Annotated in this window: 24 protein-coding genes, 2 pseudogenes and 2 CRISPR repeat arrays; of the genes and pseudogenes, 18 read left to right on the forward strand and 8 right to left on the reverse strand. The window is 39.2% G+C overall.

The features are described 5' to 3' along the window. Positions 1-65: 65 nt before the first annotated feature. The 5 genes from NSU02_RS08310 to NSU02_RS08330 form a co-directional block, all read right to left on the reverse strand. Positions 66-1,228, reverse strand: a protein-coding gene (locus NSU02_RS08310) for an IS3 family transposase (RefSeq protein WP_339195271.1) whose coding sequence is annotated in 2 segments (ribosomal slippage) — positions 66-955 and positions 955-1,228 — 1,164 coding nt in all. Because the reading frame shifts where the segments join, the coding sequence is not laid out codon by codon here. 116 nt (positions 1,229-1,344) lie between these two features. Next, positions 1,345-1,596, reverse strand: a complete 252-nt coding sequence (locus NSU02_RS08315) for a hypothetical protein (protein WP_339195273.1) — start codon at positions 1,594-1,596, stop codon at positions 1,345-1,347. 2 nt (positions 1,597-1,598) lie between these two features. Next, the gene (locus NSU02_RS08320; RefSeq protein ID WP_339195275.1) at positions 1,599-1,928 is read right to left on the reverse strand and encodes a hypothetical protein; all 330 of its coding nucleotides are present in this window, start codon (positions 1,926-1,928) and stop codon (positions 1,599-1,601) included. Beyond that, positions 1,900-2,154, reverse strand: a complete 255-nt coding sequence (locus tag NSU02_RS08325) for a hypothetical protein (RefSeq protein ID WP_339195277.1) — start codon at positions 2,152-2,154, stop codon at positions 1,900-1,902. Before NSU02_RS08325 ends, NSU02_RS08320 begins: the two co-directional genes overlap by 29 nt. 101 nt (positions 2,155-2,255) lie before the next feature. Then, positions 2,256-2,507, reverse strand: a complete 252-nt coding sequence (locus NSU02_RS08330; protein ID WP_339195280.1) for a hypothetical protein — start codon at positions 2,505-2,507, stop codon at positions 2,256-2,258. A 323-nt stretch (positions 2,508-2,830) separates the two neighbouring features. Here NSU02_RS08330 and NSU02_RS08335 point away from each other — a divergent pair. The 4 genes and pseudogenes from NSU02_RS08335 (at position 2,831) to NSU02_RS08350 (ending at position 5,986) form a co-directional block, all read left to right on the forward strand. After that, positions 2,831-4,196: pseudogene (locus tag NSU02_RS08335) on the forward strand (ISLre2 family transposase). Positions 4,197-4,623: 427 nt separating this feature from the next. Continuing rightward, positions 4,624-4,920: direct repeats of the CRISPR family, unit length 31 nt; unit sequence GTTTTTATCTTAACTATGAGGAATTGAAACT. Positions 4,921-5,006: 86 nt separating this feature from the next. Then, complete coding sequence (locus NSU02_RS08340) at positions 5,007-5,594, forward strand: helix-turn-helix domain-containing protein (RefSeq protein ID WP_339195283.1); 588 nt, start codon at positions 5,007-5,009, stop codon at positions 5,592-5,594. A 10-nt stretch (positions 5,595-5,604) separates the two neighbouring features. Beyond that, positions 5,605-5,835, forward strand: a pseudogene (locus NSU02_RS08345) (DDE-type integrase/transposase/recombinase); the annotation flags it as partial. Then, positions 5,804-5,986, forward strand: a complete 183-nt coding sequence (locus NSU02_RS08350; RefSeq protein WP_339195285.1) for an IS3 family transposase — start codon at positions 5,804-5,806, stop codon at positions 5,984-5,986. The pseudogene NSU02_RS08345 and the gene NSU02_RS08350, both read left to right, overlap by 32 nt. 183 nt (positions 5,987-6,169) lie before the next feature. On the opposite strand, the gene NSU02_RS08355 is transcribed toward NSU02_RS08350, so the two are convergent. The 3 genes from NSU02_RS08355 to NSU02_RS08365 all read right to left on the reverse strand — a co-directional run bounded on the left by NSU02_RS08355 (position 6,170) and on the right by NSU02_RS08365 (position 7,309). Then, a complete protein-coding gene (locus NSU02_RS08355; RefSeq protein WP_066248432.1) occupies positions 6,170-6,445 on the reverse strand; it encodes a hypothetical protein in 276 nt (91 codons plus the stop codon). Between the two features lie 12 nt (positions 6,446-6,457). Then, positions 6,458-6,853: a hypothetical protein gene (locus tag NSU02_RS08360; RefSeq protein WP_339195288.1), complete on the reverse strand. Its 396-nt coding sequence runs from the start codon at positions 6,851-6,853 to the stop codon at positions 6,458-6,460. Between the two features lie 138 nt (positions 6,854-6,991). Further along, entirely contained in the window at positions 6,992-7,309 is a 318-nt protein-coding gene (locus NSU02_RS08365) for a hypothetical protein (RefSeq protein WP_066248435.1), read from the reverse strand. Between the two features lie 203 nt (positions 7,310-7,512). On the opposite strand from NSU02_RS08365, the gene NSU02_RS08370 reads away from it, so the two are divergent. The 14 genes from NSU02_RS08370 (at position 7,513) to NSU02_RS08435 (ending at position 23,467) form a co-directional block, all read left to right on the forward strand. Beyond that, positions 7,513-7,803, forward strand: coding sequence for a transposase (locus tag NSU02_RS08370; RefSeq protein WP_339195291.1), 291 nt, complete (start codon positions 7,513-7,515; stop codon positions 7,801-7,803). Between the two features lie 161 nt (positions 7,804-7,964). Beyond that, positions 7,965-8,627 carry an IS3 family transposase gene (locus tag NSU02_RS08375; RefSeq protein ID WP_339195727.1) on the forward strand — a complete coding sequence of 221 codons (663 nt, stop codon included), beginning with the start codon at positions 7,965-7,967 and terminating at the stop codon, positions 8,625-8,627. A gap of 559 nt (positions 8,628-9,186) precedes the next feature. Beyond that, positions 9,187-9,950: a CRISPR direct-repeat array (repeat unit 30 nt; unit sequence GTTTTTATCTTAACTATGAGGAATTGAAAC). An 81-nt stretch (positions 9,951-10,031) separates the two neighbouring features. Next, on the forward strand, positions 10,032-10,232 hold the full coding sequence (locus NSU02_RS08380; protein WP_130157852.1) for a hypothetical protein: 201 nt from the start codon (positions 10,032-10,034) through the stop codon (positions 10,230-10,232). 608 nt (positions 10,233-10,840) lie between these two features. Next, complete coding sequence (locus NSU02_RS08385) at positions 10,841-12,523, forward strand: AraC family transcriptional regulator (protein ID WP_339195294.1); 1,683 nt, start codon at positions 10,841-10,843, stop codon at positions 12,521-12,523. Positions 12,524-12,589: 66 nt separating this feature from the next. Then, the gene (locus NSU02_RS08390) at positions 12,590-13,579 is read left to right on the forward strand and encodes an ABC transporter substrate-binding protein (RefSeq protein WP_339195297.1); all 990 of its coding nucleotides are present in this window, start codon (positions 12,590-12,592) and stop codon (positions 13,577-13,579) included. A 20-nt stretch (positions 13,580-13,599) separates the two neighbouring features. After that, positions 13,600-14,607: an iron ABC transporter permease gene (locus NSU02_RS08395; RefSeq protein ID WP_063388262.1), complete on the forward strand. Its 1,008-nt coding sequence runs from the start codon at positions 13,600-13,602 to the stop codon at positions 14,605-14,607. Then, positions 14,600-15,625 (forward strand): iron ABC transporter permease, encoded by a 1,026-nt coding sequence (locus NSU02_RS08400; RefSeq protein WP_339195300.1) that lies wholly within the window; start codon positions 14,600-14,602, stop codon positions 15,623-15,625. Before NSU02_RS08395 ends, NSU02_RS08400 begins: the two co-directional genes overlap by 8 nt. Positions 15,626-15,988: 363 nt before the next feature. Then, positions 15,989-16,855 (forward strand): alpha/beta hydrolase-fold protein, encoded by an 867-nt coding sequence (locus tag NSU02_RS08405; RefSeq protein WP_066248444.1) that lies wholly within the window; start codon positions 15,989-15,991, stop codon positions 16,853-16,855. A gap of 343 nt (positions 16,856-17,198) precedes the next feature. Next, positions 17,199-18,722: a nickel ABC transporter substrate-binding protein gene (nikA, locus tag NSU02_RS08410; RefSeq protein ID WP_339195303.1), complete on the forward strand. Its 1,524-nt coding sequence runs from the start codon at positions 17,199-17,201 to the stop codon at positions 18,720-18,722. Beyond that, positions 18,723-19,664 carry a nickel ABC transporter permease gene (gene nikB, locus NSU02_RS08415; RefSeq protein WP_066248451.1) on the forward strand — a complete coding sequence of 314 codons (942 nt, stop codon included), beginning with the start codon at positions 18,723-18,725 and terminating at the stop codon, positions 19,662-19,664. 2 nt (positions 19,665-19,666) lie between these two features. Next, entirely contained in the window at positions 19,667-20,479 is an 813-nt protein-coding gene (gene nikC / locus NSU02_RS08420; RefSeq protein WP_133309130.1) for a nickel transporter permease, read from the forward strand. 12 nt (positions 20,480-20,491) lie between these two features. Further along, entirely contained in the window at positions 20,492-21,286 is a 795-nt protein-coding gene (locus tag NSU02_RS08425; RefSeq protein ID WP_339195308.1) for an ABC transporter ATP-binding protein, read from the forward strand. 91 nt (positions 21,287-21,377) lie between these two features. Continuing rightward, entirely contained in the window at positions 21,378-22,151 is a 774-nt protein-coding gene (locus tag NSU02_RS08430) for a dipeptide/oligopeptide/nickel ABC transporter ATP-binding protein (protein WP_063388255.1), read from the forward strand. Between the two features lie 11 nt (positions 22,152-22,162). Continuing rightward, complete coding sequence (locus tag NSU02_RS08435; RefSeq protein WP_327856200.1) at positions 22,163-23,467, forward strand: MATE family efflux transporter; 1,305 nt, start codon at positions 22,163-22,165, stop codon at positions 23,465-23,467. Positions 23,468-23,735 lie beyond the last annotated feature (268 nt).

Here is a 23,735-nt window from a genome sequence, read left to right on the forward strand (position 1 = left end):
AATAATAAAGAAAAACCTTGAAAGGATCTGGACTGACCCACCTATTTGAGGCACAGAAAAAACACCTATGCTGCCTGTTTCCTGAACTCAATAGGTGACAGGTAGTTTAATTTGGCCTGAATTCGAATTTGATTATAATAATAGATGTCATTCTGAACCATTTGTTTTACAATAGAGTTAGTGAGATGTTGTTTTTCTTGTGAATAGAATGTTTCAGCCTTTAATGAAGAATGAAACGATTCTATTACGGCATGATCATGGCAGTTTCCTTTGCGGGACATGCTCGTGGTAATGCCTTTTTCTTTGGCTAAATGTTGAAAAGCATAAGACGTATAGACCGCCCCTTGATCGCTATGGAATAACACTTGTTTTGGTTGTCGCTCTTTTACGGCCATTTCTAGTGTCTTTAACACTAGCTGAACATCCTGTCGGTCGCTGATTTGATAGGCAATAATCTCATGATTGCATAAATCCATAATGGTTGACAAGTAAAGCATCGAGGTACCAAACGGCAAATAAGTGATATCCGTTACCCACTTTTCATTTGGTTGAGAAGCCGTAAAATCATGGTTTAAACGATTCGGTACGATGATTTTACTTTCTCCATTGATCCAATTTTGACGTTTTTTCTTCACACGGCATTGAAGATTCCGTTTTTGCATGATTTTTTGTACGGTTTTGCGATTCAACTTGATTCCATATTTAAGCCGTAGGACTTCTCTTACCTTGCGATGACCATAACGATAATGATTCTTTACACAAATTTCTTGAATCAACCGTTCTAACTCTGATTCCATCATGAACTCTTCCCATTTCTTTTCCCATCGATAATATGTCGATCTTGGAATTCCTAAACAAGAACAGATAAGGGCAACAGGATATCTGTCTTTTAACTCTCTTACAACTTGGACCACTACTTCTGGCACCATCTCCTCTCGAGTTCCTTGTACTTTTTTAAGATTTCCAATTGTGCTTCTAGCTGACGGTTTTGCATTTTGAGCTGTTCCATTTCATTTAATTCTTGTGCCTCTTTCCCCCATACATATTGCTTCCCTACAGGCTGAGAAAACCGATGAGTTTCGCCATGTTTATACCATCTCATCCATGTCATCTGCGTCTTATTTTTAATCCCTAACGTCTCCATAATTTCTCGGTTGGTATACCCTGCTTGTTTCATCTCGATAGCTTTCCACTTGATCTCCTTTGGATAATGAACTCTTGTCCCCATAAGTAAAACACCTCCACAAATCGAAGTAAGTTATACATTCGATTCAGGAGGTATTTTTTCCTTGTCCCATTTTACTGGGTCACTTCAATCCTACCCATCAAGGTTTTTTGTAGCTACTATGACTCAAAAGCTGTTCTTTCTGGAAATATGCCACCTTCTCTTACAAGGCAAACTGCCAATCTTTGAGCAGCTCGATCAAAATAAAACTTAGAGGGAATATTTTGATCTGGTAAACTTTCTAACTCTGAAAATTTCCTAGTTATTTTATTTAACTCAATTTTACCCATAATCTCTTCATTAGGTCCGAATTTGTAACCCACAGTTTCATCATCTTCATATTCTTTTAATAATAAAACATACGAAGCCAATTTTACTCCTCCTCTGGTGGATACCACGGACGCCCAGATTCAATTGTTTTATCATGTGTGATCCTGTAATCCGTTTTGAATATTCCTTCAAATTTTGATTCAAAAAGTTCATGATTTAACAAATCAATATCATTCTTGATATAAGTACCTTTTTGAAGTCTATCCCAAGCTTGCGCAATTTGATAATCTGGATCAAAGCGTCCAATTCCATGTTCTTTTATGTGCTCTTTGATAAATAAATGCTCCTTAATTCTTTGTATTCTCTGTTCGGTCATTCCTGTGTTTTTAGCGATAGACTGGACATCAGTTTTGGGATTTTCTAAAAGATTCATACATCTCTTCTGCTTTATCAAGTTGCTTTAGATATTCATCAATTGAAAGTTCCCTGCCACTAGTTTGTACATTACCCGTACCCTTAGTGCCAAGTTCAACGCCATCGTTGCCTGCTTTACCTTCGCCTAGATTTAACCCCGTCTTCTCACTCAGATAAGCTCGAACTTTATTCTCCAATCCATTGGTGTTTTCGGGTGGAACTTTAACGTTCTCAATCCCTTCCATGGCAAATCCCATTTGCCGGTCAGGGATTGAATTTTTCAGATTGGTCAGGGCGTTGTCTACGAACCGGCCGGCTTTCAGTGCACTATTTGCGCTTTTGTTTTTCAAATGGTGCGGGATTTCTTATCAATCATGCCTTTGCCCCATACCCCGAGACAGATCAGGTCGCCAATACCTTTCTTCGTCTTTTCCCATTCAGAAGGGATATACTTGACATCCACTGCCTTCATGCTTCCGATTGAAACGAAATGGATTCCAACATGTGGAACAGCTTTTATTTCATTATAAGAGAAAATATGAAACTTTTGGTAAACAGGAAGAAAAAAGGGGAATTTTAAGTAAAAAATACCAATCATTTATCAGATCATGTTCTTATTTTAGATCGTAGGAACCGATCGAATAGACCTAAACCAATTTTTCCAGAATGAAACGTTAAATATGATCTCACTCTTCCTTCAATTGAATGAGAAGGGAATGAGCCCGGAGTGTGAGTAAAATGTTTGTGGGAGAAATTCTTAGAATTCCCCGATGAGGGGGTTGGGAACGTAGGTTCGCAATCCCCCTCATCGGGGCCACCAAGCAAAGCGCGGTAGGATCCCAAGCAGGAAACATGAAAAAAGGACTCTCTCCCTGGTAAGATGATCATTGTTCACACCATCAAACAGGAGGAGAGAGTCCCATGAATATTCAACAACATCTTACCACAAATTCGTTGACATTCAAAGAGATCGAACTTGATTTGTTTCGAGCCTTGCAAAACGCCTTCACCGAGCTGTTTACGGCTCTGTTGGAGGACATCGACCGACAATTGGCGGAAACCCGGGACAAGCGCCGGTACCACTTGAAAGACAAACGACGCACCACGATTCAAACCTTGTTTGGCGAAGTTACCTTTGAGCGAAACTACTATTTAGACCGAGAACAAAACCGTTACACGTTTTTGCTTGATTCCTTTTTAGCGTTTGATGGATCGCAGTCAATCAGCCCTTGTCTAGAAGAAACGGCGGTGGGATTGGCTGTGGAGTGCTCTTCCTATCGCAAAGCGGCTCATACGCTTGCCCAGATGGTCGGGTATCCGGTGATGAGCCATGAGGCGATCCGCCAGTTGGTGCTCGAGGCTGAAGTTCCGCTGCACTGCCCGGTTGACCAGCGATATGGACGGGTGCTGTTTGTGGAGGCCGATGGACTGTTTGTCTCTCGCCAAGGGAAGGGAAAACGGGCCAAGGAAGACAAAATCCTGACCGTTCACGAAGGGTGGAAGCGCAACGGCTCACGGATCGAATTCGTGAATCAGCGCCATTACGTCCATGAGGGCAAGGGGGAGGTGTGGGAAGGCTTCGAGGAATTTTTGATGAACGAATATGCCTATGATCCGTGTCGGGATCTTCTTGTCATCAACGGGGACGGCGCTCCATGGATTACCGCGTGCCGGGAGTATTTCAAGGGACGGGTCTGCTTCCAATTGGATCGATTCCACGTGGCGCGTGAGTTGCGCCAATGCCTCTCGGGCCATCCACGGTGGCAGGCGATTCGGCAAAAGCTGGCGAAGCAGGATGAAGAGAAGCTGCTTGTGGAACTGAACAGCGCCCTCGGCACGCTGGGGGACGAAGCGAAAGAACAACAGCTGGCTGCCTTGATCCACCGGATCGAATCGATGCCGGGATGCATCCGTGATTACCGGGAATGGCTGAAGGAGCAAGGAGTGGACACAACGGGCATGTATCCGATGGGGAGGGCTGAAAGCGTGATGAGCCAGCTGGCGTATCGGGTGAAATACCGCCGCAGTTGGACAGACAAGGGACTCAGGGCGTTTTTCAAGGCAATGATTGCCCGGATGGATGGGATTCGTCTTTTCGGACATCGTTTAGGAGAAGAATCGTCGCATCCGGCGGAGGAAACGGCATCTACCAAACAGACGATCGTGAACAAGGCGAAACAACGCGTCCGCCGTCTTCTTCCGGAGGTAACGCGGAAACAAGCCATATTTACAGCAATCGTCCGGGACTCCGATCTATCATGCCCTGTCTGAACTCAAGGGATGGTAAAAAAAGGTATACATATCGGTCTGTCATGGCAAGGGATGAGAGTCCGAAAGCGCTTACGGATGAAATTCAAAAAAATGGTTCGCTAACCTATGACTTACATCTATTTTCAGCGAACCAAAAAAATTCCCACAAAGTCTTGACTGACTCGAGCCCGGATGTTTACTTTATTAAACAGATGGATCAGGTAAAATGGTTGATACAACATAGATTTCATTGTCGGCAGGAAAACTTTGAAATCTGTTTTAAAGAAATAAAAAAGAGTCGTCGACCCCCAATCGTGCAAAAATCCCCGGGAATCGACGACTCTTTCAACTCTTTATTGAGCGCAAGCAAATCAAAGGTTTGATAAAAATTCCCCTTTTCGTTAAAATAAAAATAACCAGTCAAGCATTAAAAATGAAATGCTTATTTAACAACATTTTTTGGGGTTTTTATCTTAACTATGAGGAATTGAAACTTTTTTGTTTGTGCCTAGTTTGTAGTCGTTGATGACGTTTTTATCTTAACTATGAGGAATTGAAACTAAAACTTTCAAAGGTGCACTTTCAATAATTCGTATTGCGTTTTTATCTTAACTATGAGGAATTGAAACTACCAAACTTCAATCATATACTCTGCGATCAAATTGTTTTTATCTTAACTATGAGGAATTGAAACAGGCTAGAGGACAAAAAAAGAAAAGGATCATCGGATGTTTTTATCTTAACTATGAGGAATTGAAACTAAGATGGGCAGTCAGATAGTGATATGCCCCTTAAGGTAGACAGATTAAAATATAAAAAATCTGTTTTACCTTAGGGGAGTTTTTCTATGTATAAGCAATATACTACAGAGTTCAAACTTGAAGTTTTACTTGCATATGAAAACCGAGAATGTACTATTCAAGAGCTTTGTGAAAGGTATCAAGTTACTAAATATTCTTTAAGGCAATGGATAAATGAATTTGAGGAATTTGGAATAGAGGGTTTAGAACGTTCAAATTCTTGGAAAGGTTTTAAGGAAGCAGCTGTAAAAGATTATTTATCTGGTGAGTTCTCACAGTACGAGATTGTCAGGACATATGGTATTTCAAGTAGATCGGTACTTCAACGATGGATGAAGAAGTATAATAGCCATAGAGATTTAAAGGATACGTCGAAAGGAAAGACAAGCTCTATGACTAAAGGAAGAAAAACGACTTGCAATGAACGGATACAAATTGTGCTTAATTGTTTAGGGAACGGAAAAGATTATAAAAAAACAGCAGAGACTTATGAAGTTTCTTATCAACAAGTATATCAATGGGTGAAGAAGTATGAAAATGGTGGAGAAGAAGCACTTAAAGACAAAAGAGTAAGAAAAAAAGATGTCGCAGTAAAATATGGTTCATTAAAGAAAGCCTATTTAAGTGCTATATGATGGATCAATTGTGAGCTATGTTTTAGGACATTCCAATAATAATCATCTTGTATTCAAAACGTTGGATCAAGCCACCGCACTTTTAAAAGGAGAGCATCCACTTATTCATAGTGACCGTGGGTTCCAATATACCTCTCATGGTTTTAAACGTAGAATAGACCAAGCAGGGATGACACAAAGTATGTCAAGAGTAGGCAGATGTATTGATAATGGGCCAATGGAATCTTTTTGGGGAACGCTTTAAATGCGAGAAGTATTATTTACATAAGTATCAGACATTTGAAGAATTATCTCTTGCGATGGATGAGTACATCCGCTTTTATCATGATGAAAGGTATCAAAAAAGATTAAACGGCCTTAGCCCCATGGAATATAGAGCTAAAGCCGCTTAGGTATATTTTTATTATTTCTACTGTCTACTTGACAGGGGGCAGTTCATTTTTGGACGGCCTCTTTTAAGCTTTTCTTTATGAGCTCTTTGATCAAATTATTTTTAACCCAAATAATAAAGAAAAACCTTGAAATACCGGTTGCCAATCAAGGTTTAAAGTTTTGAAACTTACTCTTGTTAACATCTACTTTTTTAATAATTCTTTATATAATTTTTCAGATTTATGCAATTCTTCTAATAACGGATTTTCATAGTCACTATAACTATCCAAATAAGCCCGTATGCTGCCAATAATATTTATTGCTTTAATATCTTTATCTTTCTCTAATATTTCCAATGCACTCTTATATCTTTTATATATAAGTTGAAGAACACCACTTTTTATTTCATTACAATAATCTTGTTCAAGATTATTTAACACAATTTTTATTTGTTGGATTAACTGCTTTTTATTATCCATTATACCCTCCTCCTATCTACTTGGAACCTCTCTTATTTCCTTTATCCATTCTGATGGCCATCCTTGTGGTAGTAGTATTTGATCCCCATCACCTTTTAATGATGCTCCTGTTTTTATATATTGCTTTTCACCCCTACCAATATTTAAAACTTGATCTTTCGGTACTTCTATAACAGCTTCATATTGTCTAGAATTTTTCCAATCCGGTACTAAAGCGGTATTAATTTTAGCATTTATTCTATTTCCAGCTGGGCTAGTAGTTACAAATGAACCATTAACCTTTGCACCACCACCAAAAGTTCTATATAACGTAATATTTTCTTCTGTAATTACAGTTCTATAAATACCATCAGTAAATGATTCTCTTATCCAATCTAAGGGTATTAATGGTATCCGTCTCTTTAGCATGCATATCAGCCAAACTCCATGTAGGTATAACCATCATAAACTCTGAAATTAATGTTCAGTTATTTTAAGAGCGAAACCATTAATAATAAAAAGAACCTTGAAAGGCATATAGCCAATCAAGGTGCATAACTATTTTATTCAAATATTGTTTATTTTTCTTACCCACAATTCTATAATTTTTTTTAGTTCAATCGTTTCAATTATGCATTCTTCTTCGTCCTCACTGTAATTATCTATTATTTTGGTGATGTCCTTTTTAATTTCTAACGTACAGTTATTACCCGTACACTCCTCATAGCTAGATTCACCTTTTAAAACCTTGTGTATTAAATTTATCCATGGGTCACCATTGCTTTGAATATCCCCCATAAGAAGAATTGCTACAGATGAAATACAACTCGGAACGTTTACTTCCAATCCTTTATCATTCTTCTTAAAACTAATTTCATATTTCATAATACCCCCCCTAATACATGGATATGCCGTCTTAACTTTACCCTCGGAATCTAATCTCATTTGTATTCTTATACCATTAGGTAATGTACCCTCATACAAGTTATCCTTAATTATTAATCTCTTTGATGTTAGTCTAAAAATTGGACACGGAGAACAGGGAGATTATAATAAACTTAATTACAATAGGTTCGAGGTGTCCAATCATGAAAAAGAGAACATTTGATCAAGAATACAAGATTCAAGCTGTTGAGTTATGCTTGGAGGGGGACAAGTCCATCGCCCAAGTGGCAAAAGAACTAGGTTTGGCTTACAACACTCTTCATCGTTGGGTCAAAGAATACAAAGAAAGCAATGGAACAAGCTTTGTAGGTTCAGGCAACATCAAGCCACAAAATCAAGAAATCATCGAATTACGCCGTCGCAATCAAGAGTTGAAGGAGGAATTAGCGATCCTAAAAAAGGCGTTAGGCATCTTTACCAGAAACCAGAAGTAATTTACGCCTTCATTTTTCAACTTTCAACACCGTAATGAATTTCTTGTTGTGAAGATGTGCCAAGTTTTCGGAGTTTCAAGAAGTGGGTATTACGACTGGCTCAAGCGTGCGAAAAGTAAAATGAGTATCTAAAGTCCCGTAAGATTTACGGCAGTCCGAAAATTACGCAAGAACTACGCAAACAAGGGATTCGTGTGTCTCAAAAGACGGTCGCTCGCATCATGAGCGAAGAAGGCTTGAGATCCATTACCGTCCGTAAATTCAAAGCCACTACGAACAGTAACCATCCTTACAACGTATATGCCAATCTATTGAAACAGAACTTCCAAGCAACGGCTCCGAATGAAATATGGATGGCAGATATTACGTACATTCCTACCGACGAAGGCTGGTTGTATTTAGCGAGTATCATGGATTTATATACTCGTAAGATTGTAGGATGGTATATTGATACACGAATGACGAAAGAGTTAGTCATCAAAGCGTTACAACGGGCTCTAAACAGCGAAAAACCAACGGGACGAGTGATTCATCATTCGGATCGTGGGAGCCAATATGCTTCGAATGACTATCAGCAACTTTTACAGGAACATCATTTTCAAGTGAGCATGTCGAGACGTGGGAACTGTTACGACAATGCTTGTATGGAGTCGTTTCATAGCCTCATCAAGAAAGAGTGTATTTATCTGAATCGATTCCGCACGCGAAAAGAAGCGAAACAAGCCATTTTTGAGTATCAATCATACCTTTGCCCCATACACCGAGACCGACCAGTTCGCCAATACCTTTCTTCGTCTTTTCCCATTCAGAAGGGATATACTTGACATCCACTGCCTTCATGCCTCCGATTGAAACGAAATGGATTCCAACATATGGAACAGCTTTCTGTTTCATTATAAGAGAAAATATGAAACTTTTGGTAAACAGAAAGAAAAAAAGGGAATTTTAAGTAAAAACTACCAATCATTTTTCAGATCATGTTCTTATTTTAGATCGTAGGAACCGATCGAATAGACCTAAACCAATTTTTCCAGAATGAAACGTTAAATATGGTCTCACTCTTGCTTAAAATGAATGAGAAGGATAAACCTAGAATATAAAATGAGCCGGATGTTTACTTTATTAAAACAGATGGGTCAGGTAAAATAGTTGATAAAACATGGATTTCATTGTCGGCAGGCAAACTTTGAAATCTGTTTTAAACGGAAATAAAAAAGAGTCGTCGACCCCCAATCGTGCAAAAATCCCCGGGGATCGACGACACTTTTAAATCTCCATTGAGCCCGCGCAAATCAAAGGATTGATAAATTTTTACTCATTGGCTAAAATGAAATTAACCAATCAACCATTTAAATCGGAATGCTGATCTAACAACATTTTTGGGTTTTTATCTTAACTATGAGGAATTGAAACTCGGTACGATCAGCTGCGGAAACGGAGTTGTCGCATGTTTTTATCTTAACTATGAGGAATTGAAACGTGAACGGCTAGGTCATTCTTCACCGGATATAACATAGTTTTTATCTTAACTATGAGGAATTGAAACTATATTTTCAACGAACCAGTAATTCAGAAACTTTCCGTTTTTATCTTAACTATGAGGAATTGAAACAACGTGTCTGCTACACGTTTCGATTCATCAATTGCAGTTTTTATCTTAACTATGAGGAATTGAAACCATTTAAAACAGATTCCTTCTTCTACATGTGCATAGTTTTTATCTTAACTATGAGGAATTGAAACATAAAATTTTGGATCTAGTGTTTCTCCTGAATGGGTCAGTTTTTATCTTAACTATGAGGAATTGAAACCATTTAAAACAGATTCCTTCTTCTACATGTGCATAGTTTTTATCTTAACTATGAGGAATTGAAACATAAAATTTTGGATCTAGTGTTTCTCCTGAATGGGTCAGTTTTTATCTTAACTATGAGGAATTGAAACCATTCGTGTCTCGACAGAGGAACAGGCAAAAGAAGGGTACGTTTTTATCTTAACTATGAGGAATTGAAACTAACATCTGGAAATTGCCATGTCGTATTTTTGATCAAGTTTTTATCTTAACTATGAGGAATTGAAACTAGATCGTTGCAGACCCGCAGGGTGACTAGGTAAATGTTTTTATCATAACTATGAGGAATTAAGCCCCTGTATCTAAAAAATATGCTAGTCTACTAATAAGTGAAGCTATGAAAGAGCGCTAGACGAATACCAAAGGAGCGCATGAAATGACGTGTAAAGAACCTAAATTTACAAAAAGTCCTTTCTTCGTTGATGAACCGGGTAACTGGCACCTAAAGCCTGGAGCGCCGGAAGACATAGTAAAAGAGTTTAATGAATATATGGAAGCCCAAAAAATGTGTGTAGAAGCTCCGAAGTTAGACGAAGCAGAGTTAGAAAAAATCCTTTCAGAGCTAAAAAAACTTTGAACGACTCTTTTTTCTACTGGCTGCTTCCCGTACAAGTATCAATAGGGTCTTGGGGCAGTTGTGATGGAAACGCACAGAATTTCACATTCAGCGCTGTAAAGCAGCTGGTTTAATCTTAACGAAGCTTTGGCATTGTCAGGGAAACACATCATTTAAATTGGTGTGTATTCTTTCATAATACATTAACAAATCCTTCGGGTAAGAAATGTTAAAGTGGAGCGAATGATTGCGAAAATATGAGTGATGAAAACCGTAATGATTGCAAGGACCAATCAGTAACAAATTGGCAAAAGAACCTAATCTGTGAATCAACGCCACAACGCGTTGATTCTTTTTTTCGCGCTTTTCGATATGAAACAAATTTGTTTTTAGCGTTTCCTAAATCGAATTCTTGAGTCCAAAGTGATAAACATTAAGACTAAAGAACTATCTCGTCATTTAACTTTTAAAAAAGAGAAGAATTTGGTATGATTATAAACAATAATGATAATCATTATCATTTATAATCTTTGTGTTAAAATATTTTCCTTGCTGTTCCTTCAATATTTGAAAAGAAATGAACATGCTAGTTGACATAAAGATACAACTAATTAGGAAGGTGGAAGCTGATGAGTGGCCATAGTTTTGTTGTGAAAGAGGCTTCGAATAATTTATCTTTAGATGACTTGTCTTTTAGACTTCGACATATTGAGTTATTAAAACGGAATGGAAATTTGCAAATTGAGCAACAGCTAACCTTCTCACATGTTCTTATCATTGTGGTGAACGGACATGGACAATTGACGCTGGGCACAACCGAGTATCGGATTCAACAAAATCATGTGTATGCGTGTATACCTGGAGAGACTTATGGAGGTGAAATACAGGCTCTCGATGAAACAGAAATCTACCTGTTGAAGTTTGAGGTGTTCCGATCAACCGATCAAAGGTATGAATGCATGGTAAATGAGAAAGATGGACGTTTATTTTCTCTGCAAGGTGAAATTCAAGTGTTCCCTTTTGATCAACTCACCTCATTGTGCAAATCGATCTTTCAATATTGGGATAGTGATGACGAGCTGGAACGCTTCCGCAGTCAGTTTACTTTCCAAAAATTGCTCTATATTATTTTGAAAAGCCGATCTTTTTTACATAACGGATCGTGTGCAGCGCTTGAACTGGCAAAGGACTATATGGACCATTATTATTATGAAAATTTGTCCATCGAGCAATTGGCAGCAATCGCAAAAATCAGTCCGAAATATTTTGTCGATTTATTTAAAAAAACGTACGGAATTAGTGCTATCGACTATTTGACAGAGCTGCGGATCAATAAAGCAAAACAGCTTATGGCACAGTCTCATGCCAAGCTAAAAGATATTGCCCATCAAATCGGCTACAACGATGAATTTTATTTTAGCCGCAAATTCAAGAAGCAGGTTGGAGTTACACCAACACATTATATGAAAAGACGACGCCGTAAAATAGCTGCTTATCGCTCTCCCATTACCGGTCAATTGCTGGCTCTTAAAATCATCCCGTATGCTGCGCCGCTTCATCCGAAATGGACCGCTTATTATTATAAGGAGTATCGTACAGATATTTCTGTCCATCTCAATGCTTATCGGAATGGGCAAAAATGGGAGTTCAACATCGAAAAGCTGCTTCAAGCAAAACCTGAAGTAGTCATAAGTACGGATGATCTAGATGAAATGGAGAAAGAAAAATTATCTCGGGTTGCTCCAATTTATTATATTCCGTGGCAGGAGAAAAATTGGCGGGAACAGCTGCTGCTGACAGCTGAATTTTTAGGTGAAACGCAAGAAGCTGAGGACTGGCTTAAAAACTATGACAGAAAAGTAAAGCATGCACGAGAATGGGTGAAAAATAAAGTGAAGGACGATACTTTCCTCATTTTACGAATTTCCAAACAGAATTTGTATGTTCATTGCAATCGGAGTATTACTGATATTTTATTTCACGATTTGCAGCTGGCATCTGCGTATGATTGCAATCAATTAGCCCGCGATGAACGAATGACAATAGATCAGTTAATTGAATTAGATCCTGATCGGCTTCTCTTGCTAATTCGCCAAGAAGAAGAAACGTTAGCTTATTGGAAAACTTTGCAATATTCGTTGCCATGGCAAGAATTGAGCGCAGTTCGTAATAATCGCGTTTATTTCATTTCCTCAGATCCATGGCTGGAGTATTCTGCCAGCGCGCACGAACGAATAATTGACGAAATGGTAAGTCTTTTTTCTGGAAATCGTCCAAAAAGAATTCTGGATACTGTCCATGGTCATATATAAGAAAGACTTTTTATAATTAAAAATGATAATTATTATCAATTGGATGATAGGAGGACATTCTATATTATGAAAAGAAAACTGCTTTACTATGGACTTATCACGCTAATTATTCTTTTATTGGCGGCTTGCGGCGGTAATAAGGAACAAACCAGCAGCACAGGGGGAGATTCAAGCAGTAAAACGGAGCAGAAGAAGGAAGCTGAGTCAAGTGAAACGAGAACGATCAATTACCTCGGCAAAGAATATACAGTTCCTAAAAACGTAGAAAAAATTGTAATCACCGGCAGTATGGAAACGATGGAGGATGCGCTCGTATTGGGCGTTGAGCCTGCTGGTGGCATCACGGTTGGGGGAAAGTTCCCGGAAATGTTCAAGGATATTACAGCTTCAACCGTTTCGATTGGAGAGAAGGCACAGCCAAACATTGAATCGATCCTGAAGCTGAAACCGGATGTCATTTTCGCAACGACAAAGTTTAAACCAGACGTTATTGAAAAATTAGAGAAAATTGCTGTCACGATCCCGGTTTCCCATATATCAACAAATTGGGAAGATAACCTGCGATTATTGGCTGAACTTACGGGGAAACAGGATCTAGCAGAAAAAGTTTTAAAGGAATATCAAGATGACCTCGAAAAGGCGAAAGCACAAATAGGCGAGAAGTTCAAAGATAAAAAAGTAGCTATCGTTCGTATTAGAAGCGGTAATATTATGATCTATTCGAAAGATATATTTTTCAACCCTTCGTTATACGAAGATTTAGGATTTACCGTACCGGAAGAAATCAAAAATGCCAAAGCGCAGGAAGTGATTTCGTTAGAAAAATTTAGCGAAATGAATCCAGATTATCTCTTTGTCCAATTTTCAGAGGATGAGAACCAAGAGAATCCAAAAGCACTAGAGGAATTGCAAAAGAATCCGATCTGGAAAAGCATTAATGCAGTTAAAAACGACAAAGTATTCGTAAACGTTGTGGATCCGTTGGCACAAGGCGGTACAGCATGGAGTAAAATTCAATTCTTAAAAGCAGCGACTGAAAAATTGGCAAATGAATGATGTAGGGCGGGAATCATAATATGCGCTTAAAGATTCCTATATCCATTCTCATTTTATGTTCTTCGCCTATTGCGTTTGTGCTCATAGTTCTATTATCTATACTTTATGGAGCGAAAGATATAAATTTCGAAACGGTTTGGGAGGCGTTCTTTCATTTTGATCCGGAAAATGTAAATCACCAAATTGTAATACATTCCCGTTTGCCAAGAGCGATTGGAGCACTTTTAATCGGAATTTTCTTGGCCATATCTGGATCGATCATGCAGGGAATGACGAGGAACTATCTTGCCTCCCCTTCGATTTTGGGAGTTTCTGACGGATCGGTTTTCGCTATTACACTTTGCATGATTTTCATGCCGGATGCATCATCTTTGAGCATGATAATATTTTCACTACTCGGTTCAGCCATTGCTGTTGGCTTCGTCTTCGGCGTGGCGTCGCTTATGCCAAACGGAATGTCACCCGTTCGAATGGCGATCATCGGAACTATTATTGGAACGTTTCTCAGCAGTATTTCCGCTGCCTTGTCAACGTATTTTCAAGTATCGCAAAACATCAGTTTTTGGTATAATGCCCGGCTGCATCAGATGGATCCCTTTCTAATAAAACTTGCGATTCCTTTTGCAATTGTCGGGATCATAATGGCTCTTTATATTTCCAAATCGCTCACAATTCTTTCTTTAGGTGAAGAAGTTTCTGTGAGTTTAGGACAGAAAACGGTGTTGGTCAAAGCGTTAGCAATGGCCAGCACCGTCATTTTGACTGGTATTTCTGTTGCCTTGGCAGGAAATATTGGATTTGTTGGTTTAATCATTCCGCACATAACCCGATTTTTAATTGGAATCGATTATAGGTGGGTTATTCCTTGCGCCGGAGTACTTGGAGGTATTTTTTTAGCACTGTCCGATATTTTAAGCAGATTTTTGAATTACCCGTTTGAGACTCCTATTGGAGTTGTCACTTCCCTAATCGGAGTTCCTTTCTTCCTCTATTTAATTTACAAGAGAGGAGGAGGAACATATGCATAAACAAATGGCGAGACGATTTTGGACAGTGATGCTGATCAGTATAGTCTTTATTTTTGCTGCAATATATGTCAGCTTAACAAACGGTGAATTTGATATTAAAGTTATCGATATAGTAAAGACTTTGCTGCGGGTTGATCCCAATTCTGAGCATGATTTGGTCATATTTGAATTTCGCTTGCCCCGTATTTTAATAGCTTCATTGATTGGATTTGGTTTCGCAGTGGCGGGTGCAACCTTACAGGGGATCAGCAGAAATGGACTTGCAGACCCTGGCGTTTTAGGAATCAATTCAGGGGCAGGAGCCGCTATCGTTATTTTTATGCTCTTTTTTGAAGGGCAAATAACGGGAAGCGGATGGCTGTCAACTTTGGCGATGCCGCTGTTTGGTTGGATAGGCGGACTGGCTTCAGCACTATTGATTTATTTATTCTCATGGCGAAATGGAAAACTAGATTCCGAACGTGCGATTTTGGTTGGAATTGCAATAGGATTTGGGTTTGGGGCCTTGTCTATGTTTTTATCCTTGAAAATGAACCCTCAGGATTTTGAAATGGCGACAGTTTGGTTGAATGGAAGTATATGGAATGCTAATTGGAAATACATTGTCTCTATTTTGCCTTGGTTCGTCATATTAGTTCCTATTATTATAAAAAAATCGTATATACTCGACTTGCTTCAATTAGGAGAAGATAGAGCAATAGGACTGGGAATTCGTACGGAAAAAGAAAAAAATGTGTTCCTTTTATGCAGTATCGGAATTGTGAGCGCTTGTGTCTCTGTGGCAGGAAACATTGTATTTGTCGGTTTGATAGCACCGCACATCGCCAAGCGTTTGGTCGGAATCCATCATTTTTGGCTAATTCCCGTCAGCGGAACGGTCGGCATGCTTATGGTCATTGTCTCCGATTATATTGCCAGAACTGTTTTTTCTCCAGCTGAATTGCCTGTCGGGATTGTCATTTCCATCATCGGTGTTCCTTATTTCATTTATTTATTATTTAAAGATAGTAAAAAATGAGAGTTTTCTAATGAAACGTGGAATTGTGTAAATGATTCATAAGTTCAAAGGTCATCCCGCATCATCTTACCTAATTATTTTCATATAGATGAGAATCATCGTTCGGCACCATTTTGGCATTACTAAGCGATGTCTTAAATACTAGGTAAAGTCTTATGAACCATAGAAGGCGATCCATTCAAAAAAATCGGCTACCCATCAGGTTGTTTTAATGAAGGAAGGGCCCGTTTGCCCGTCAGAGAATAGAGTACCAGTTGCGAATACATATGTTTGTCGGCTTTGGAAAAGAGATTGAAATGTTCAGTTGGAGGGTTGTAATTTTTGCCCCGATTATATCAATCAATGATATGGAGGCGTTTAACCATGCATAGGAAAAAAGATAAACAAGCTGATGTGATGGACAAAGATACTGCTGGCCGAGAAGTTAGCATTCCGAGTACTGAACAATTTTTAATACGTTCAAAAGAAAATCGGCAATACAAAATTTTGCTTGGTATACCTGATGTGCCTCCTCCTCCTTCAGGCTTTCCAGTTATTTATTTCTTGGATGCTAATGCTATATTCGGAACGATGTTTGAGGCAGTCCGTATCCAATCAAGGCGGCCCGAAAGGACAGGAATCGTTCCAGCACTAGTAGTCGGCATCGGTTACCATATCGAAAAACCGTTTTCTCCTGAACGCTACTATGATTTTACACTGACTCCGCCAGCTTCGGAATTGTATTCGAGACGAGAGGGGACAGACAGACCAGAATATGGCGGAGCGGAACAGTTTTTGCAATTTATTGATGGGGAGCTTAAACCGCTGATCGAAAGCAGGTTCAAAATTGATAAAGACAGACAAGCGATTTTTGGTCATTCACTCGGCGGCCTCTTCGTATTACAAACATTGTTTACAAAGCCGTACGCCTTCAATACGTATATCGCAGGCAGCCCGTCCATTCATTGGAATAAATCGCTTCTACTTGATGCAGAGCAAAAATTTATCTCTAGTTTAGAAAATGATAAGCATCATATACGATTATTAATCACTGTAGGAGAATTGGAAAAATTCCATAAAAGCGGCATGAATGCGAATGCTAAAGAGCTTGCAGAACGACTATTACGACTCGATCAAAACAATTTTCACGTGGAATTTAAAGAATTTGAGGATGAAGGCCATGTGTCCGTGCTGCCGGCGTTGATTAACCGTGCTGTGAGGTTTGCACTAAGCGAAAAGCAGGGCACATAATCTGTCAAGGCTCCTATCATGCTTAATAAGGAGAGCGAACTTTTTTCAAAAAATTGAACTGAACCCAAAAAGTTAGACACGGAAATTTAGGCAACTGTTTGGGCATGAATTCGGTATTAAACCGGACTCATGCCTTTTAATTTTGCCTTATATGTGATTCAAAATGGATTTTTTGGAAGAAACTCATCAATTTTTGGGGTAGGAATGTCGAGAAATAAATGGATATTTCAAAAATATGTGATCTTGAATTATTTTTGTTCGAAATAATATTTACAAAAATAGCGAATATATGTATGATAGGAAAATAAAAGTAGTAATCATTACGATTTAGGAAGGTGAGAAAATGTTTCGATATTTTAAAAGCATATTAATACTTTTAACAACAATTTTTTTGCTTGTCGGATGCTCACAGTCTTCCTCAAAAGAAAAGGAGAAGAGCAGCAAAGAATTAACATTGCTTTTTAACTTTCCAACCAACACGCTCGATCCGCATTTAGACACGAACTATACGATAGTTCGTGCGGGAGTAGGAGAGACGCTTGTCAAAATTAGTGAACAGCAAAAAATTGAACCTTGGCTTGCAGAAGAATGGAAAAGTAAAGATGGGAAAAACTGGACGTTTAAAATTAGAGAAGGTGTTACATTCCATAATGGGAAAAAAGTTGATGCTCAAGCGGTGAAGGCCTCGTTAGAAAGAGCAATCAACGATAGTCCATCTGTTCAAGCGGCATTAAAAATCAGCAAAATGAAAGCCGATGGTCAATTGTTAACGATTCAAACGGAAGAAGTATTCCCGCAATTTCCTTCAGAGCTCGTACATCCAAATACAGCGATCGTCGATGTTGATGAAAAAGATATTGATAAAAGGCCAATCGGTACGGGGCCATTTAAAATTTCTTCTTTTGAGCCTGGGGTAGAGCTGAAGGTCGAACGATTTGAAAAGTATTGGGATGGCAAAGCAAAGCTTGAAAAAGCAACATTTGCTTTCAACGAGGATGCCAATGCACGGAAAATGGCGCTTCAATCAGGAGATGCGGACATTATTTTTAGACCGCCGGTAGAAAATCTTGAAAAATTAAAAGAAGAAAATGTAAAAATAGAATCAGTTCCAAGTTTGCGTACACATCAGCTGTTTTATAATATGAAGAGCTCCTATATGAAAGATGAAAATGTGCGGAAGGCGATGGATGCTTTAATAGATCGGAAGGAAATTGTTGAACATATTTTAAATGGACATGCCGTTGAAGCGAAAGGTCCTTTTTTGGCTGGCTCTCCGTTTGCGCCATCCTATGAAGAAAAGGAAAGCGGAATAGAGGCGGCGAAACAGTATTTTAGTAATGCAGGCTTTCAAGTAGAAGACGGAAAAGTTACGAAAGACAGAAAGGCCGTTCGGCTTAAAGTACTGACATACGCATCGCGTCCTGAACTTCCTTTAATTGTACAAATTCTCCAATCAAAGGCGAAGGAACTTGGCATAGAGATGTCGATTCAGCAAGTGGAAAATATTGATGAGTATTTAGCGGCCAATGATGATTGGGATTTTGCTACATACAGCAGTGTGACGGCTCCGCGCGGAGATGCGGCATACTTTTTGAATGCGACATACATGCCGAACGGAGCGCTGAACTACGCGAGTATTAACCATCCAGAATTAACAGCTAGCATTCAACAATTGAACCAAACGGTAGACGTGAACGAACGGAACAATTTGGCGAAGAAAGCATTAAAAATCATTGATCAGAAGACTCTCCATTCCTTTATCTTACATCCAAATATTATTGTTGCCTATCGTGACGGAGTAAAAAATTGGGTGACTAGTAAAAGCGAGTATTATATGTTAACAAAAGATTTGGATGTGGAAGGGTAAATGATTCAAGTAGCGAAACGATTCATAGAGTTCATCATATTTTTACTTCTGCTGTCTTTCATTAGTTTTATATTTATAAAACTAGCACCTGGCGATCCTGTCAAACAGATGCTTCAAGTAGATGAAGTGTCCGTTACGAAAGAACAAATTGAAGCGCTAAGAGAAGAACTGAAGTTACATGAACCTATATACGTTCAATATTGGTATTGGTTGAAACGATTTTTCGAGTTTGATTTAGGCCATTCCTATATAACAAAGCAGCCGGTAGTTTCTGAGTTGTTATCAAGGTTTCCTGCGACCATTACGCTCACATGCACTTCTTTAATCGTAATGATTCTGATTTCTATTCCTTTAGGCACTTTATCTGCACTCTATAAAAATAAATGGGTGGACCATATATGCCGTTTGTTTGCACTAGTCGGTTCATCCATCCCCAGCTTTTGGCTGGGGCTCCTTTTCATTGAATTATTTGCCGTTCAATTAGGGATATTGCCAAGCATGGGAAAGGGAACGATTCAACACGTCATCCTGCCATCCCTTACGTTAGGAATCGCGATGTCAGCTGTTTATGTCAGATTGCTGCGTTCCAGTTTACTAGAAAGCTTGAATGAGGACTATGTGAAAGCGGCAAGGGCAAGAGGGATTAGTGAAAAACGGATATTTTTATTCCACGTTTTCCGCCGTTCTTTAATTCCAGTCATAACGATTTTTGGTATGAGTCTTGGGAGTTTAATAAGCGGCACAGTTGTCATTGAAGTACTGTTTGCATACCCGGGAATTGGAAAAATGGTGGTAGATGCGATTATTCGCCGGGATTACCCGGTCATTCAAGGGTATGTATTGTTTATTACGATTTTGATTGTCTTGATTAATATCTTCGTTGATATTTGCTGCCGTTATTTAAACCCTGAGATACGTTTAAAAGGAGTAGAGAGACGTTGAAAATGTTTAGACAAATGTATTGGACGCACTCACGAACGCTTCTTTTTATACTATTTGCCTTTTTTCTTGTCATCTTGACAGCTCCGCTGCTTGCTCCATATGATCCGTTGCAAATCAATATGAATGAACGTCTGCTGAAACCAAGTGCGGAGCATTTTTTCGGAACGGATTATTTGGGGCGAGACTTATTTTCTCGCATACTAGCGGGAGGGCAAGTAACGGTCGGAACGAGTATTCTCGTATTGGGCATTGTTTTGTTGATCGGCGTTCCGTTAGGCATGTTTTCAGGATTTGTCGGAGGCCGTTTCGATCGTTATTTGATGAGAATCATAGACGCTTTTCTAGCTTTCCCTGATTTTATTGTCGCAATTGTACTGAGCGGTATTTTAGGCCCCGGTATGTTAAATTTAATTTTTGCAATCGTTGTAGCGAAATGGGGAAGCTATGTGCGGCTTGTCCGCAGCACGGTGTTATCTGAGAAAGAAAAAGATTACATTTTAATGGCGGTTGTCAATGGTTTAAGCACATTTCAAATTATCCGTAAGCATTTGCTGCCCCATGTCGTGGGAAATGTGTTCGTTTTAGCGACGTTGGATCTTGGAAAAATTATTTTGTTGATCGCTTCCTTATCTTACATCGGCTTAGGAGCGCAGCCGCCAACTCCTGAATGGGGGGCGATGTTGAACGAAAGTACACCATATTTTCACACCTCGCCATATTTAATGTTTATTCCTGGAATTGCCATTATGTTTACTGTTCTAGTTTCTAATTTAGCTGGTGATGTATTGCGAGACCGTTTTGATGTAAAAGGATAAAGGGGAGATGGTATGTCATTATTAACTATTGATCAAATGCAAATTAATTTTCGAAATAAGCCGATTGTTGAAAATGTGAATATAACTGCCAGAAAAGGAGAATGGTTTACATTAATTGGCGAAAGCGGCAGCGGCAAAAGCATCACAGCTTCTGCGATTGGAGGGCTTCTGCCGAAAGAAATGTGGATAGCCGCCGGGCATATTCAGTTTGACAACAAGGATATGACTCATTTATCGAAAAAAGAATTTCAGAATTTACGAGGAAAAGAAATATCTTATGTCTTCCAAGACTATCAAGGCTCGTTTACTCCTTTTATAAAAATCGGTAAGCAAATGGATGAAATGATCCAAACTCATGGTTCTTTAACTAAAAACGAAAGAAAAGAAATCGCTTTTCAAGCATTGGAAGACGTACAACTCCCTGCAAAACGCGTCTACAATAGTTACCCTTTTCAATTAAGTGGCGGACAGCTGCAGCGTGCATCCATTGCTATGGCCATTATGCTGAATCCGAAATTGCTTATTGCTGATGAGCCTACCACTGCGCTTGACAGTATGACAGCAGCACATGTGTTAGAGGTCATCGCGAATATCAAAGAGAAAATCAATTGTGCAATATTATTTATTACACATGATTTGAGGCTTGCTAGGAAATATTCCGATACTGTTGCAGTAATGAAGAAAGGGGAGATTGTCGAAACAGGGACGAAAACAAATGTTATTCACCATCCTCGTCATCCTTATACCAAGCAATTATTGAGTGCCGCTCCAACCTTGCCGAATAAAATGCATGAAGTGATCACGTGAAGGCCGAGCGGTCATTCAGCGTTGTACCAGCGATTAGGCGTATTGCCTCGCCTGTTAAACTGGATTTTGCAATGGAAAGGAATATGTCATAATGGCAGATCTATTATTGGCCAAAAATATCAAAAAAATTTATGCTTCAGGTCATCAAGCAGTCAACGGGGTGTCGATATCGATACAAAAAGGCGAATGCGTCGGGCTTGTCGGTGAAAGCGGCAGCGGGAAAAGTACATTGGCGCGCTGCTTGCTTATGTTAGAAAAAATAAGCGAAGGCGAAATTTTTTTACATGACCAACCATTGCATAAAATGACTAAAAGAGAAATTCGAAAAATTCGCCATTGTATGCAAGCGGTGTTTCAAAATCCGGCAGCGGCTTTAAATCCAAAACGAAAGATCATCGATTCTGTCATGGAGGCATTAGATACACATCGTAATATCTGCCCCATTTATTTGCAGGATGTAAGAGAGCACCGTGAATTATGCGCAAAGCGGCTGTTAGAGATGGTTGGGATGGCGGACCGCTATCTTTATCGCTATCCCCACGAGTTAAGCGGAGGGCAAAAACAACGTGTTGCCATTGCTCGTGCGATTAGCATCCAGCCGTCTTTGATCATTTTAGATGAACCGACAGCAAGCTTAGATGTCTATACACAAGGGCAAATATTAACTCTTTTAAAGGAGCTGCAAAAACAATTGGAATTATCCTATCTATTTATTTCCCATGATCTCCCGTCGGTTCATTTTTTAAGCGAGCGCATTTTGGTAATGAAAGATGGGGCTTTTATTGACTGCTTTCAAAAGAATGATATATTCTCTCAAGCCCGCCACCCATATACAAAAATGCTCATTCACTTGTTTGAAGGTTAAGGGGGATAATAATGACTCACCGAACTTATCTATCTTTGGCGATTCCGCTTATCATTTCAACGATCACCACCCCGTTATTAGGAGCTGTCGATACGGCAGTAGTGGGACAGCTTCCTGATCCAGCGTATATTGGCGGCGTAGCTGTAGGGACGATGATTTTTAATACGATGTATTGGTTGTTTGGCTTTTTGCGGGTCAGTACGTCCGGCTTTGCCGCACAAGCTTATGGTGCGCAAGATGCCAAGCAATGTTTTTTATATTTCGTAAGACCGTTCCTCATTGCGTTAGCCGTCGGCATTCTATTTATCCTCGTTCAATGGCCGATGAAGCATATCGCATTAACGCTTATTCATCCGGATGAGAAAGTCATGACTTTCACGGACGAATATTTTTCGATCCGCATTTGGGGAGCCCCGTTTACGCTGGCGAATTACGTCATTCTAGGATGGCTCATGGGAATGTCTCGTGTTAAAATTTCGCTATTTTTACAAGTATTTATGAATCTATTAAATGTTGTACTTGATTTGTTGTTTGTGAACGTTTTTCATCAAGATGTGAATGGTGTAGCCGCCGCTACATTGATTTCAGAAGTGGCTGCATTTCTCATTGGAATGTATATCGTGTTAAAGTCTTCCGATCTTCGCCTTTTCTCCATTCCTAGCAGCGAGCTGTGGAATGCAGGAGAATTTAAGAAGATGATGGCGGTCAATCGGGATTTGCTTATTCGCACGATTTGTTTGTTAACCGTGTTTAATCTTTTTACAGCGAGAGGTGCCTCTTTTGGTACCGAAATACTGGCAGCCAATGCCGTTCTCATTCAAATTCATTACATCATGGCGTACTTTTTAGACGGATTTGCCAATGCCAGCAGTATTCTCGTCGGAAAAGCTGTCGGTGCAAAGGATGAAGCTTTGTATAAACGCACTTTATCGTTGACAGGGCAATGGGCGATAATTTCCCCCTTGTTTATGATGCTTATTTATATACTGTTTAAAGATTCGATCATTCCTGTTTTTACGAAAAATCAGAATGTGATCGAACTGGCCAGCTCCTACAGTATTTGGGTCACGATATTTCCACTTGCGGCAAGCTTCGGTTTAATTCTCTACGGTGTTTTTACAGGAGCGACCATGACCAATCCGATTCGCAATTCCATGCTGATTTCTCTTGCAGTATATATTGTTTGTCTTTTCATTTTGATTCCGATGTATTATAACCACGGTTTGTGGCTTGCTTTTATTGTTTTCAGCCTCGGTCGGTCTGTGTTTTTAGCTATGTATGTTCCAGCATTAAACAGAACTTTATTCAAAAAATGAGGTGCCGGTGATCTTAAGTGCTGAGTCTATCAAACGATTGGACACATAAAGATATGCCTTAACTTACAGATCACGATCACTGTATATGCGGAATTTTTCATTTAGCAAAGAAACATAGCAATTATTTTTGATCATCTCGTGCATCATGATACTAGCGGAAAATGAAGGATGTTATAATACTTCAGTCATTATCAATTTTTGAAAAGGGAGCATGAATGAGTTGGAAATAAATCATCGTTGTTGAAACAGTAGAATCCAACCAAAAAGT

Origin of the sequence: Aeribacillus sp. FSL W8-0870 (genome assembly GCF_037963755.1) — a bacterium.
Taxonomy (GTDB): Bacteria; Bacillota; Bacilli; order Bacillales; family Aeribacillaceae; genus Aeribacillus; species Aeribacillus composti.